This window comes from Reyranella sp. (assembly GCF_965279465.1).
In the GTDB taxonomy this organism is placed as follows: Bacteria; Pseudomonadota; Alphaproteobacteria; order Reyranellales; family Reyranellaceae; genus Reyranella.
Window position 1 is genome coordinate 6,420,020 of sequence record NZ_OZ257242.1, and the last position, 12,490, is coordinate 6,432,509.

General features: G+C 65.7%; 9 protein-coding genes and 1 pseudogene. 3 read left to right on the forward strand and 7 right to left on the reverse strand.

Annotated elements, in window-relative coordinates:
* Nucleotides 1-258 precede the first annotated feature (258 nt).
* The 4 genes from ACQY8M_RS31160 to ACQY8M_RS31175 form a co-directional block, all read right to left on the reverse strand.
* The gene (locus ACQY8M_RS31160) at nucleotides 259-1,947 is read right to left on the reverse strand and encodes a putative 2-aminoethylphosphonate ABC transporter permease subunit (RefSeq protein WP_428664365.1); all 1,689 of its coding nucleotides are present in this window, start codon (nucleotides 1,945-1,947) and stop codon (nucleotides 259-261) included.
* Nucleotides 1,944-3,005 (reverse strand): putative 2-aminoethylphosphonate ABC transporter ATP-binding protein, encoded by a 1,062-nt coding sequence (locus tag ACQY8M_RS31165; RefSeq protein WP_428664368.1) that lies wholly within the window; start codon nucleotides 3,003-3,005, stop codon nucleotides 1,944-1,946. Before ACQY8M_RS31165 ends, ACQY8M_RS31160 begins: the two co-directional genes overlap by 4 nt.
* Nucleotides 3,006-3,078: 73 nt before the next feature.
* Complete coding sequence (locus ACQY8M_RS31170; RefSeq protein ID WP_428664371.1) at nucleotides 3,079-4,119, reverse strand: putative 2-aminoethylphosphonate ABC transporter substrate-binding protein; 1,041 nt, start codon at nucleotides 4,117-4,119, stop codon at nucleotides 3,079-3,081.
* A gap of 37 nt (nucleotides 4,120-4,156) precedes the next feature.
* On the reverse strand, nucleotides 4,157-4,645 hold the full coding sequence (locus ACQY8M_RS31175) for a MarR family winged helix-turn-helix transcriptional regulator (RefSeq protein ID WP_428664373.1): 489 nt from the start codon (nucleotides 4,643-4,645) through the stop codon (nucleotides 4,157-4,159).
* A gap of 52 nt (nucleotides 4,646-4,697) precedes the next feature.
* On the opposite strand from ACQY8M_RS31175, the gene ACQY8M_RS31180 reads away from it, so the two are divergent.
* The gene (locus tag ACQY8M_RS31180) at nucleotides 4,698-5,156 is read left to right on the forward strand and encodes an ester cyclase (RefSeq protein ID WP_428664376.1); all 459 of its coding nucleotides are present in this window, start codon (nucleotides 4,698-4,700) and stop codon (nucleotides 5,154-5,156) included.
* On the opposite strand, the pseudogene ACQY8M_RS31185 reads toward ACQY8M_RS31180, so the two are convergent.
* Nucleotides 5,146-5,905, reverse strand: a pseudogene (locus ACQY8M_RS31185) (isocitrate lyase/PEP mutase family protein). The gene ACQY8M_RS31180 and the pseudogene ACQY8M_RS31185 overlap by 11 nt on opposite strands.
* 346 nt (nucleotides 5,906-6,251) lie before the next feature.
* Here ACQY8M_RS31185 and ACQY8M_RS31190 point away from each other — a divergent pair.
* Nucleotides 6,252-7,031 carry a 2-keto-4-pentenoate hydratase gene (locus tag ACQY8M_RS31190; protein ID WP_428664378.1) on the forward strand — a complete coding sequence of 260 codons (780 nt, stop codon included), beginning with the start codon at nucleotides 6,252-6,254 and terminating at the stop codon, nucleotides 7,029-7,031.
* 141 nt (nucleotides 7,032-7,172) lie between these two features.
* Entirely contained in the window at nucleotides 7,173-10,274 is a 3,102-nt protein-coding gene (locus tag ACQY8M_RS31195) for an AAA family ATPase (RefSeq protein WP_428664381.1), read from the forward strand.
* A 36-nt stretch (nucleotides 10,275-10,310) separates the two neighbouring features.
* On the opposite strand, the gene ACQY8M_RS31200 is transcribed toward ACQY8M_RS31195, so the two are convergent.
* Nucleotides 10,311-10,805: a hypothetical protein gene (locus ACQY8M_RS31200; RefSeq protein ID WP_428664384.1), complete on the reverse strand. Its 495-nt coding sequence runs from the start codon at nucleotides 10,803-10,805 to the stop codon at nucleotides 10,311-10,313.
* A 165-nt stretch (nucleotides 10,806-10,970) separates the two neighbouring features.
* On the reverse strand, nucleotides 10,971-12,464 hold the full coding sequence (locus tag ACQY8M_RS31205; protein WP_428664386.1) for a flavin-containing monooxygenase: 1,494 nt from the start codon (nucleotides 12,462-12,464) through the stop codon (nucleotides 10,971-10,973).
* Nucleotides 12,465-12,490 lie beyond the last annotated feature (26 nt).

Here is a 12,490-nt window from a genome sequence, read left to right on the forward strand (position 1 = left end):
CGCACTTCGTGCGAAAGTGCCCTATCCGCGACGACGGGGTCATTGGCAACAGCACCGGTGCGGCTCATGGTCTTCTCATGATTCTCTCACGCTCTTCCGGAACGCGAGCGTCCCGCTCGCTCATGAATCCGAGCGAGCCGGAGGCTCGCGGTCCGGAAGAGCATGATTGGGCGGTAGCATCGGTGCTGTGGCCTTACGACCCCTCCGTCGCCGTATGACGGCGCCACCTCCCCACGCTACGCGCAGGGAGGAACATGATCACCGCCGGCGCCAGGCCTGCACCCGGCCCAGCAGGAAGCGGTCCGCAAGCAGGTGCAGCGCCTTGACCCCCGCCGAGGTGACCACGATCACGACGCACAGCGCCGTCGCCGCGGCCGTCGTGCCGGCCTCCTCGATGTTCACCGCCGCCACCGAGGCGAGCTTGGTATCGGGCGCATAGAGGAAGATCACCGAGGACACGGTCGTCATGGCGTTGACGAACATATAGACCGCGACGTCGAGGATCGAGGGCAGGCAGATCGGCACGGTCACCCGTCCGAAGGTCCGCCAGATCGGCACCTTCAGCGAGGCCGACACCGCCTCGAACTCCGGGTCGATCTGCTTCAGCGCCGTCGTCGCCGTCAGATGCCCGACCGTATAGAAGTGCGCCACGGTGTTGATCACCAGGATCGCCATGGTGGCGTAGAGGAAGTTGAGCGGGTTGTTGAGGGCGTTGAAGAAGAAGATGTAGCCCAGCCCCAGCACCAGCCCGGGCACCGCCATCGGCAGGAAGGCGAGCAGCCGCACCAGGTCGCGCAGCAGATAGAAGCCCTTGGTTTTCTCGGTGAGCCAGGCGCCGGTGAACGTAAGCGTCGTGCCGACCACCGCGGCGCCCACCGCCATGGCCAGCGAGTTGGTGTATGAGTCCCAGCCGTTGGCGTCGAAGCTCTCGAACTTGTAGTTCGCCCAGGTAAGCGTGAGGTTGTAGGGCCAGTACTGGATGAACGAGCCCCACACCGCCATCCCGAGGATCGTCAGGATGCCCGCCGCCACCAGCGTGCAGAACAGGGTGTAGAAGAGGTCCCGCCCTGCCTTGGGCCGCGGCACCAGCGGCACGGCGCGGGCGGTCAGCAGCGCCACCTGCTTGCGCTGCACGAAGCGGTCGACGGCGAAGGCGAGCGCCGCCGGCGCCAGCAGCACCATGCCGACGACGGCGCCCATCGAGAAGTTTTGCTGGCCGATCACCTGCTTGTAGACGTCGGTCGCCAGCACGTTGAAATTGCCGCCGATCACCTTGGCGATGCCGAAATCGGTCATCACCAGGGTGAACACCACCAGGGACGCGCTGATCACGCCGTACTTCGCACCGGGCAGAGTGACCGTGAAGAACACGCGGACCTTCGAGGCGCCCAGCACGTCGGCGGCCTCGTAGAGCCGGGCGTCCGCCGTTGCCAGCGCCGTCACCAGGATCATCATGGCATGCGGCAGGCAGTAGAAGACCTGGGCGATGACGATGCCCTCGAAGCCGTAGATCTGCCCGCCGCCCAGCCACGACTTGAAGAAGCCCTGCGTGCCGAACAGGTAGATCAGGGCCAGGCCGGGCAGCAGCGACGGCGCGAAGATCGGGATCAGCGCCACGCCCTGGAACAGCCAGCGCAGCGGCAGCACGGCGCGGGTCAGGGCATAGGCGTAGAGAAAGGCGATCGGCACCACGATCAGGGTGCAGACCGCCGCGACCTGGAAGCTGTTCAGCGCCGAGTTGAACAGCGCCGGGGTCGAGAAATAGGAGATGTAGTTGGCGAGCCCGACGAACTTGCCGTCGCGGTCCTCGAAGCCCTTCGCCAGCAACGACCATAGCGGCAGGCCGACGATAAGCAGCAGCACGACCGCGAGCAGCGCGACGCCGGCACGCATCAGCAGGTCGTCGCGCGACAGGCGGACCCTCAGCGTCGGTGCCGCGACGCTCACGCGGCGAAGACCCTGAGCCTGTCCGGCGGCAGAGCGACGTCGAGCTTCTTGCCGGCGGCGACCCCGAGGTCGCGCATCAGGTTGCTGGAGAAGTCGGCCACCAGCGCGATCTCCCCCGCCCGCAACGAGGCGCGGCAGAACGCGCCGACGAAGTCGAGCTCGCCGACCTCGACGGTCAGCCGGTTGGGTGTGTCGGCCGGCAGGTCGCGCACGCGCACGTCTTCGGGCCGGATGCAGAGGCGCACCTTGCTGCCCGGCGCCAGGCCATCCTGCGACAGGCACGCGAAGGAGATCGCGCCGACCTTGACCCGGTCGAGGCCCGCGAGCGTCCCGTCGAGAAAGTTCATGGCTCCGACGAAGTCGGCCACGAACGCCGTCGAGGGCGTGCGATAGACCTCCTGCGGCCCCCCGACCTGCTCGATCGCGCCCTGGTTCATCACCACGATGCGATCGGCCATGGTGAGCGCCTCTTCCTGGTCATGCGTCACCATGATGGTGGTGACGCCGAGCCGACGCTGCAGGGCCTTGATCTCGTGCCGCAGCCGCACCCGAACCCGGGCATCGAGCGCCGACAGGGGCTCGTCGAGCAGCAGAAGCCCGGGCGACGCCGCCAACGCGCGCGCCAGCGCCACCCGTTGCTGCTGGCCGCCCGAGAGCTGGGCGGGATATTTCGGCCCGGCATCAGGCAGCCCGACCATCGCCAGCAGCTCACCGACCCGACGCACGATCTCGGCGCGCTTCTGGCGCCGGCTGACCAGCCCGTAGCCGACATTGTCGGTGACGGTCAGGTTGGGAAACAGCGCGTAGGACTGGAAGACGATGCCGAAGTCGCGCTGCGCCGGCGGCAGGGACGACACGTCGCGGCCCTTCTGCCGAATCGTGCCCGACGTCTGCGGATCGAGTCCTGCGATCGCGCGCAGCAAGGTGGTCTTGCCGCAGCCCGAAGGCCCGAGGAAGCAGACGAACTCCCCCTCGGCGACGTCGAGCGAGACGTTGCCGAGGGCCGTGAAGTCGCCGAAACGCTTGGTGAGGTTTCGGACCTCGAGATAATTTGTCATCCTGAGGCCTTCGGCCGAGGGCTCTTTACGGCCACAGATCCCTCACTGCGTTCGGGATGACCCGCTGCGCGGGTCACTTGGCTTTCGGAGCCGACTTCCCGTCGTAGCGCTTGGTCCATTCGGCCAGGATGCGGTCGCGGTTCTTCGACATCCATTCGACGTCGTTCTTTACCATCGCCTTCTCGATGTCGGCCGGGTAGTTCGGTGGCAGGTTGGTCACGCCGGGATAGGCCACGATCGGGTAGGTCTTGGCGTAGAGCTCGTTGGCCTTCTTGGTCGTGGCCCAGTCGGCGAGCTTCTTGGCGGCTTCGAGGTTCTTGGTGCCCTTGACGATTGCCGTGACCTCCATCTCCGAGCCAAGCCCTTCCTTGGGCAGGATCAGCTCGAGCGGCGCGCCTTTAGTCTTCTCCGAGGCGCCGCGGGTGTCGAGGCCGATGCCGATCAGCCGCTCGCCCTTGGCCGCCTGAACGCAGGGGGCGGAGCCCGAATGGATGTACTGCGCGATGTTCTGGTGCAGCGCGTCCATGAACTTCCAGCCCGCCTCCTCACCCATGGTTTGCAGCCAGGCCGCGACGGTGAGATAGCCGGTACCCGACGAGGCCGGGTTCGGCATCACGATTGAGTCCTTGTACTCGGGCTTGGTGAGGTCGGCCCAGCTCACAGGCTTGGTCTTCTTGCCCTTCGCGGCCTCGGCGGTGTTGAAGCACACGACCGAAAGGTAGGCGTCCATGCCGATCCAGGTGTCCGGCGTCTTGCCGCTCCTGAACGCCGGCTTCAGCGCTGCCGCGCCGGCCGGCGTGTAGGGCTCGAGCATTCCCATCGCCGCCATCGCGCCGACATTCGAGGCAGCCAGCCCCCAGATGATGTCGGCGCGGGGATTGTCCTTCTCGGCGATCAGCTTGGCGGCCACGACACCGGTCGAATCGCGCACCCAGGCGATCTCGATCGTCGGATTGTCGGCCTCGAACGCCTTCTTGAAGGGATCGAGCTGGTCGTTCTCCAAGGCGGTGTAGACCGTGAGCTTCGTCTTCTGCGCAAAGGCCGGCGTCGCCGCCAGCGCGGCCGCCGCAGCGCCCGCCAGGACGGCGCGGCGGATCAGTGTCCCAATCGTCATTTCTTCCCCCTCTTGGCTCGCCAAAACTCTAACGGCGTCAGCGACCGTCCGCCAGTTTCTCCGCCACTGCGCTCAGCCAGCGCCGCACCAGCCGCTCCTCGTCCCTGCCCAGCAGTCCCACCAGCTCCGCCTCGACCTCGGCCACCCTGCCGCGACACCGCTTCAGCAGGGCCTGCCCTCGGGCCGTCGCGTGCAGGCGCAGGATTCGGCCGTGCGTGGCATGGGCCGTCTTCTCGATCGCCCCGTCGCGCTCCAGGTTGCGCACGATGACGTTGATCGTCTGCGGCGTCAGGAACGTCAGCCGTGCAAGGTCCGCGCCAGAGATGCCCGGATAGGCCACGACCATCGTAAGCACCGAAAATTGCGGTGTGGTTACACCGAGCTCGGTCAGGGCAGCGTCCATCGCTCCGCGCAGCGTGACGCTCGCCTGGCGCAGCAGGTAGCCGAGATGGCCTTCCGGGCCACGCTTGGCCTCACCGGGGCGCGGAATGGAAGGCGGGGCCGGCGGGCGGGGATTGTGCTTCATATCAGCATTCTTATATGTTGCCAGAACTCAATCATAACACGGGCCGTCCGCCATGAATCCCGACCTCGCCGCTCTGGTCCGCCGCCATCTCGAAGCGGAGAACACGCACGACCTGCCAGGGACGCTGGCGACGCTTCATCCCGAGTGCCAGTTCGAAGACTTCGCCACTGGTCAACGCTGGCAAGGCCACGACGGCGCTGCCGCGCACTACGGTCAGTGGTGGAGCACCTTCGATGTCGAGGTCCGCCGTGGTCCCGGCCAGCGCGCCTACGTCACGACCGACGAGTTCTACGTCGCCGAAGCGACCTGGCATGGCCGGCATGTCGGCCCGTTCCTCGGCCTCGCGCCGAGCGGACGCACCTTCGCGCAACCCTTCGTCGTCATCCTGACCTTCCGCGACGGGCTGATGGCGGGCGAGCGCTTCCACTACGATCTCGCTTCGCTGCTGCGCCAGATCGGCGCCGACCCGATTCCGACGCTGGCCAGGCTGCCGCACAGGATCACCCCTTGAAGACGGCCTTCAGCTCCCGGCTCGACATCGTGTCATTCATCCAGGTGAAGCCACCCTTCTCCTTCGTCTCGCGCGCACCCTTCATGAAGGCGGCGAGCGCGAGCCGCGACAGGGCACCGCCGACGCTGAGGCGCTTGACGCCGACCGCCTTCATCTACGCCGCCGAGAGCGAGGGGTCGGCGGCGCTCATCACCACGTTGAGCGGCTTGCCGACCGAGGAGGCGACCAGCTTCATGGTCGCGAGGTCGCGCAAGTCCCGGCGCGTAGAGCACGTCGGCTCCCGCCTTCTCGAAGGCCTGCAGGCGCCGGATCGTGTCGTCGAGGTCGGGCCGGCCGCGGATCAGGTTCTCGGCCCGCGCGACGAAGGTGAAGGGTACCGACAGCGAGCGCGCCATCTCGACACCGGCGACGACGCGTTCACGGCGTGGTTGAAGTCGTAGATCTTCTCGCTGCTCCAGTCCTCGATCGAGCCGCCGACGATGCCGACTTCCGCCGCATCACGCAGGATAGTGGCCGCCTCCTTCGGATCGTCGGCATAGCCGTTCTCGAGGTCGGCATTGACCGGCAGGTCAGTTGCCCCTGCGATCACAGGGTAGTTCTCGAGCAGCTCGGCCCGGCTCACCGCGCCTCGCCGTCGGCGCGGCCGAGCGCATTGGACATGCCGAGGCTGGTCGTCGCCAGCGCCTCGAAGCCCAGCGACTGCAGCAGCTTGCGGTGCCCGCGTCCCACGGATTGGGCAGGATCAGGATGCCGGGCCTGGCATGCCGCTCCTAGAACAAGCGCCCCTTCTCGGCTTGCGTCGGCATGGTCTTGCCCTCCCTTTTCGCTGGCACGTGATGCCAAGGTTTCCATCTCGTTGTACTTCCCCTCTCCCGTCATACAGGGGAGGTGGTGCCGTCATACGGCGACGGAGGGGGAAGGCCGCGGCCGCTCTCTACGATTTCAGATCATGATCTACAACTTGCAAACAATTCCACTGGGCCTTCCCCCTCCGTCGCGGATTACCGCGCCACCTCCCCTGTATGACGGGAGAGGGGAAGACCCAGAGAGAAGTTCATGGGTGAACTTGACTTCATCGCAGCTTAAAGAACCCACATGGACACCGCCGCACAACGGGAACTCGCCCGCCTCCTCGCCGTCCTTCGCCGCGATGGCCGTCAGCAAAGCGGCCTCGCCGCCACGCTCGTGCCGCCTGACAAGGCAACCGCCTATCGTGTCGGCGGGCTGGTCGCCGAAGAGCTCGGCTGGCCGGTCGTCGGCTGGAAGATCGCCGCCATGAAGGACGAGATGCAGAAGGCGCTGCGCACCGACTCGCCGATCTACGGCCGCGTCTTCTTCTCGCGCGAGACCCCGACCAGCTTCGTGCACGCCAGGCTCGCCAGCCCGATCCCCGAGGTCGAATACCAGGCCCGGCTCGGCAGCAACCTGCCGCCGCGCGACAGGCCCTACACCCGGGAGGAAGTGACCGACGCCGTCGCCTCGCTCCATCCCGGCCTCGAGCTGGCGGAATGCCGCTTCATCCATGACGCCGCCTTCCCGCCGCTGCCCGCGATCCTGGCCGACGGCGCCGGTTCCGGCACGATCGTCTACGGCCCCGCCATTGCCGACTGGAAGACGCGCGACATCGCGGGCCAGGAGGCCACGCTGTCGTCGAACGGCCGGCTGCGCCGCAAGGGCACGGCCGCCGCGGCGCTCGATCACCCGATGGCGCCCCTCACCTGGCTCGCCAACGAACTGTCGCGCACCGGCGTGGGCATGAAGGCGGGGCAGATGATCAGCACCGGCACGCTGACCGGCATGCTCACGCCCAGGCCCGGCGAGGAGTACATCGCCGACTTCGGCCCGTTCGGCGCGGTGCGTGTCACCTTCGCCTGAAAAGGCCGGTGCATGACGGTTGAGGCTGGAGGCAATCGCAATCGTTCTGGCGCGCTTCTCGTAAAATGGACGAAGCGCCTCCCGTTCCTCTGACGCATGATCTGCAATAATATTGGAGGCGCTTCCAATTGCAGGCTTGCCATGGCGACTGATGTTTTGGCCTGTCCAAAGTGCCGCAGCGGCGTATTCGGCGGCGACAACTTCTGCTCGGTCTGCGGTCAGGCCCTCCGCTTGCAATGCGAGAACTGCCAGGCACCGCTCCTGGTGGGCCAGCATTTCTGCAGAAGCTGCGGGACCCGCGTCACCGTGCCGGAGAGACGCGACGAGCCGGATGAAGGGCCGCACAACGTATTCGCGACGTTGCTGTTCCTCGATATCAAGGGCTCTTCAAGCCTGATCGAATCCCTCGAACCCGAAGCAGCGGCCGAACTCATGGACGCGATTCACGCTGGATTCGCGCGCCATATCCATCGGTTCGGGGGGCGGGTCCTCAATTTTCAAGGGGACGGATTTTTCGCGATCTTCGGCGCGCCGAGGGCGCGCGAGGACCATGCAATTCGCGCCCTGCTGGCCGCCGTCTCGATCCGCGACGAGGTCGTGCGGCGTGTCGATCCGCAAACGCCAACGGTTCGCATTGGTGTTCATTCCGGCGACGTCTTTACGCGGCTCATCAAGACCGATTTCTCTGCCGACTTCGACGCGATGGGTGTGACGGTGCACGTCACCAAGCGCCTCGAAGAAGCGGCCGTGAGCAACGGCATCTTGACGTCGTACGCCACCTATCGGCTGGCGCGGCACCTTTTTGATTTCGAAAGCCTGGGGGTCCGGCCCTTACGCGGCCTGTCCCATGAGTTGCAGCAGTTCCGCGTGCTGGGCTTGCGCCGCTCACCCGAGCAGCCAGACGGCAATCTGTCGGCCGAGCGACCGCTCGTCGGACGCGCGCCGGAAATGGCGATCCTCTCCACAGCGCTCGAACTTGCACGCGGCCATTGCGGCCAGGCGATCATCCTGATGGGCGAAGGCGGCATCGGCAAGTCGCGGTTGAGCCAGGAACTGGCGAAGATCGCCAAGGACCAGGGCTGCCTCGTCGTGATCCATGAAGAGGTAACCGAAGGTCTCACTCACTCCTATTCTGCGATTCTGCGCCTCATGCGCCAGCTTGCACGCATCGATCGAGGCGAGATCGAGCCGTCGGCTCCCTTGCTCTACAATCGAGATGACATACTGGCAGGAGACAGGACTGCCGCCCCGAGCGACAACGACGTTGCCCTGCGCTCGGAGTTTTCAGCTCTCCTGCGGCGCGTGAGCGAGGAAAGGGCAATGATCGTCGTTGTCGACGACGCTCAATGGAGCGATTCCGAATCGCTCGAGATTCTTTTCGAGAGCATCGAGGACATCAGCGACCTGTCGGTGCTGTTCATCATTTGCACGAGGGAACTGAAATCGATCGCGCGGTTCGGGGACATAGGAAACGCAAGCGTCGTCCGTATCGGCCCACTGCGCGAGCCGGAGTGCCAGATGCTCTTCAGCGCCATGGCGGGAGACTCGCCGCCGGCCATGGTTGCCGCTGGTGGCATTGCATCCGTAACAGGTGGCAATCCGCTATTCATCGAGGAGCTGGCGTTCGCCGCCACGACCGGCAGCCTGGACGACGACAGGGTTCAGCAAATTTTCGCCAATCCGGATGGCGAGCCGACCGGTCGCATCCGCTCCGTCGTGCTCGACCGGGTCGGCCGGTTGAAAGCGGATGCCCGGCGGCTCCTCCAATGCCTGGCGTTGCTCCAGTTCGACTGCGCTTCCGGCCTGCTGGCGGACGCGTCGGGCTTGCAAGACGCATCAGTCGTGGACGAGGCATTGCGAACGCTTCAGTCGGGTGGCTACCTTCGACGCGCTCGGGTCGGCGACGAGACCCTGTACGGCATCCGCCACTCCCTGCTGCGGCAGATCATCGAGCGCAGCATAATCCGCGCCGACAAGCAGCGCTTTCATCGGGCCATTCGCGAGGCGCTCGGCAAGATCGACGGGCCCAATCAGCTGTTCGAGACGCTGGCCCATCATGCGACACAGGCCGGAGACTGGGTCCGCGCTGAAGCCGATTGGCGTGAAGCACATGCCAGGGCGCTGGAGGCGTCACTTTACAAGCATGCGGCGCTCTGCCTGGAGAATGCTCTCGATGCCACGACACGCGCCCCGGTCATGGCCGACCGATCGGTCCGGCAGAACGAAATTCGCATGCAGCTGCGGCTCAGCCTGGCGCCTATGGGCGAATACCGTCGGCTCTATTTTCACCTGAGCCAGATCACGCCGACGGATCCCACCATGGAGGAACCGGGCGCCCGGCTCCTGAGGTTGCTGAGCCTGGCGCACGTCGAGAATATCTGCGGCAACGTACGATCGAGCCGGCTCAAGGCAGCCGAAGCCCTCGCGCTCGCACAGCGCGCCGACCTTCAGGGGGCGCGGATTGCGGCGACGTATTTTCTGGCGCAGGGCCACGAGTTCGCGTCGAATCATGCGGAGTGCGTCGCGCTTTCGTCCCGCACCCTCGATGAACTCCTGCCCTCGGCGCGGCATGAGCGTTTCCAACTCACCGGCACGGCATCCGTGCTGTTCGCGAGCCTGCTCGCGCACTCCCTAGCCTATCGCAATCGGCCCGCCGAGGCAGGGCGCTTCGGTGCGCTGGCGGTTCAGATCGCCGAGGAAACCGATCGCCCATTCGACAAGGGGGTGGCCTACTTTGGGCAAGGCTGGGCGCGCATGATCGGCGATGATCTCACGGGGGCAATGCCCTGCTTCGAGCTGGCTGCCGAGCATGTCCGTGATCAGCGTCTCGGCTTGCTCGAGTCGATGATCGATTGCCGGTTGCGCTACCTCAAAGCCGTTGTGGGCGGCGAACCCCTCAGCGTCGCGCGCCCGGAGGAAGCTTGCCGGAATGCAGTCGAAATGCCGCACATCTGGTGCTGGAGCAGGCTCCTCTGCGCGATGGCGGCCCACCACGCAGGTTTTCTCGATCAGGCATCGCGCATCATAGGCGAGATCTTGCCGATGGTCCGTGCCAATCATTACCGCGGCATCAGCGCATGGGCCTACAGCATGCTGGCCGACATTGCGCACCGCTCCCACGCTCCGAACCGGATTGCCGTGGCGCGCCGTGCCCGCCGGCTGTCCCATCTCGCCGGCCTCTCGTGGAAATTCGACAATGCCGAATGGGCATCGGAAGCGGCCGCCACCGCCGCGGAGGAATAGGCCTTACTAGCCGCCAGAGCGCAACGCCTGCGGTCTCTAGCCAAACTTCTGGTGGAAGGACGCCTGGATGCTCGCCATCTGCTTGCGGCGTGCTTCCGCGAACTGCTCGACGCCGCCCACCGAATCGGCAACCAGCGTCATCTTGCCGACAAGGTCGCCCTTGAACAGCCACGTCGACATCCACAGGCACGGCAGTTCCTGGGGTACCCCGAGCCCGACCGTCCCTGTCGCGATCACGGTGCTCTGCGACTCGTCATAATAGGTCACGACCTGAGGGGGAGCGACGATCCCACACAGCGGGGTGATGATACTCTCGCCGTACACCGAGATCAGCCATGTATGCGAATCGTACCAGAGCTTGACCTTGTCTCTGCCGCCGAAAGTGCCCGGCGTATGGCAGATCGACTTGGCCGCACCCTCGCCAATGACATAAACCACGTCCTCCGTGAGGTAGGGTATGATCTTTTCATATTGGCGCGCGATCCAGGCGGCCAGGATCGTCTTGACGGTCTTTTGCGGGTCGTTTGCCATCCCTTTCTCCCTTTTCGACCACGCTAGAAAGTCCGCACAGGCCCGTCAATGGCAAGACCGTAGGAACCCCAGACAGCAGCACAACACGACCGGAGCCCAGGTTCCCCGGCGTGGCGCGCACGCTCGAGCGCGAATCGAGAAGGAAGGCGCGGCCGGTTCGCTCGCCTAGCGCGAGAAGGTCATCGCCCGGTCGCGCAGCTTGCCGAAGCGCAGGCTGAGCAGGTCGAGCGCGTAGTTCTGGTACAGCTTCCACGGCCGCTTCGAGCCTTGGCGCGGCTGCTGCGCCAGCGCGCGCTGGATGTAGCCGGAGGAGAAGCTGACCCACGGCTCCTCCTGCAGCGACGGATCGCTATTGTGCGGCGTGCACTGGCGGAACCCCTTGCGGTCCATGTGGTTCAGCAGGCGGCAGACGTATTCGCATACGAGATCGGCCTTCAGCGTCCACGACGCATTGGTGTAGCCGAACACCGACGCGAGGTTCGGCACGTCGGAATACATCATGCCCTTGTAGAGGAATCGCTTGGCGAGATCGACCGGCTCGCCGTCGACCGTGAGCGTCGCGCCGCCGACCGGCACCAGCACGAGGCCGGTCGCGGTGACGACCAGGTCGGCCTCGAGTTCCTCGCCGGACTTCAGCCGGATCCCGGTCTCGGTGAAGGTATCGATGTGGTCGGTGACGACCGAGACCTTGCCCTGCCGGATCGCACGGAAGAAATCGGCATCGGGCACGAGGCAGAGCCGCTGATCCCATGGATTGTAGCGCGGCGTGAAATGCTTGCCGACATCGTAGTCCGGCCCCAGCATCTGGCGCACGTAGCCCACTAGCGCGCTCTTCACCTTCTCCGGCTGGCGCCGGCAGAGCTGGTAGACGTACATGCCGTACAGCACATTCTTCCAGCGCGTGACGGCATAGGCGAGCTTCAGCGGAAGGCGCTTGCGCATCCTGGTCGCGAACGGATCTTGCGACGGCCGCACCGCCATGTAGGTCGGCGAGCGCTGCAGCATGGTGACGTGCGCGGCACCGCTGTCGGCCATCGCCGGCACCAGGGTCACCGCCGTGGCGCCACTGCCGATCACCACGACCTTCTTGCCGGCGTAGTCGATGTCGTCGGTCCATTTCTGCGGATGGACGATCCTGCCCTTGAAGCGCTCGACGCCGGCGAACTCCGGCAGGTAGCCCTGCTCGGTGCGGTAGTAGCCGCTGCACATCCACAGGAAATTGCAGGTGAAGCGCGCCGGCTGGCGCGCCTCGCCGCGCTCGACCTCGACCGTCCAGCGCGCCTCGGGCGTCGACCACGAGGCGGCGACGACGCGATGGCGATAGCGGATATTGCCGTCGATGCGGTGATCACTCGCGACCTCGCGGATGTACTTCAGAATCGACGGCCCGTCGGCGATCGCCTTGGCTTCCTTCCACGGCCGGAAGCGGTAGCCCAGCGTGTACATGTCGGAATCCGAGCGGACGCCGGGATAGCGGAACAAATCCCAGGTCCCGCCGCTCGCCTCGCGACCTTCGAAGATGGCGTAGCTCTTGCTGCGGCAGCGATCCTGCAAATGCCACGCGGCGCCGATTCCGGACAGCCCGGCGCCGACGATCAGCACATCGAAATGCTCGACCGCTTCCTGCGCCGCGGCCGTGGGACGAACGAGAGTATCCATGACGGGTTGATGACCGAACCCGGTGG

Excerpts from the sequence above, each read along its gene's own strand:
- ACQY8M_RS31175 (WP_428664373.1), bottom strand. The coding sequence starts at position 4,645 with ATGAAGCACAATCCCCGCCCGCCGGCCCCGCCTTCCATTCCGCGCCCC.
- ACQY8M_RS31165 (WP_428664368.1), bottom strand. The coding sequence starts at position 3,005 with ATGACAAATTATCTCGAGGTCCGAAACCTCACCAAGCGTTTCGGCGAC.
- ACQY8M_RS31180 (WP_428664376.1), top strand. The coding sequence starts at position 4,698 with ATGAATCCCGACCTCGCCGCTCTGGTCCGCCGCCATCTCGAAGCGGAG.
- ACQY8M_RS31195 (WP_428664381.1), top strand. The coding sequence starts at position 7,173 with ATGGCGACTGATGTTTTGGCCTGTCCAAAGTGCCGCAGCGGCGTATTC.
- ACQY8M_RS31205 (WP_428664386.1), bottom strand. The coding sequence starts at position 12,464 with ATGGATACTCTCGTTCGTCCCACGGCCGCGGCGCAGGAAGCGGTCGAG.
- ACQY8M_RS31190 (WP_428664378.1), top strand. The coding sequence starts at position 6,252 with ATGGACACCGCCGCACAACGGGAACTCGCCCGCCTCCTCGCCGTCCTT.
- ACQY8M_RS31200 (WP_428664384.1), bottom strand. The coding sequence starts at position 10,805 with ATGGCAAACGACCCGCAAAAGACCGTCAAGACGATCCTGGCCGCCTGG.
- ACQY8M_RS31170 (WP_428664371.1), bottom strand. The coding sequence starts at position 4,119 with ATGACGATTGGGACACTGATCCGCCGCGCCGTCCTGGCGGGCGCTGCG.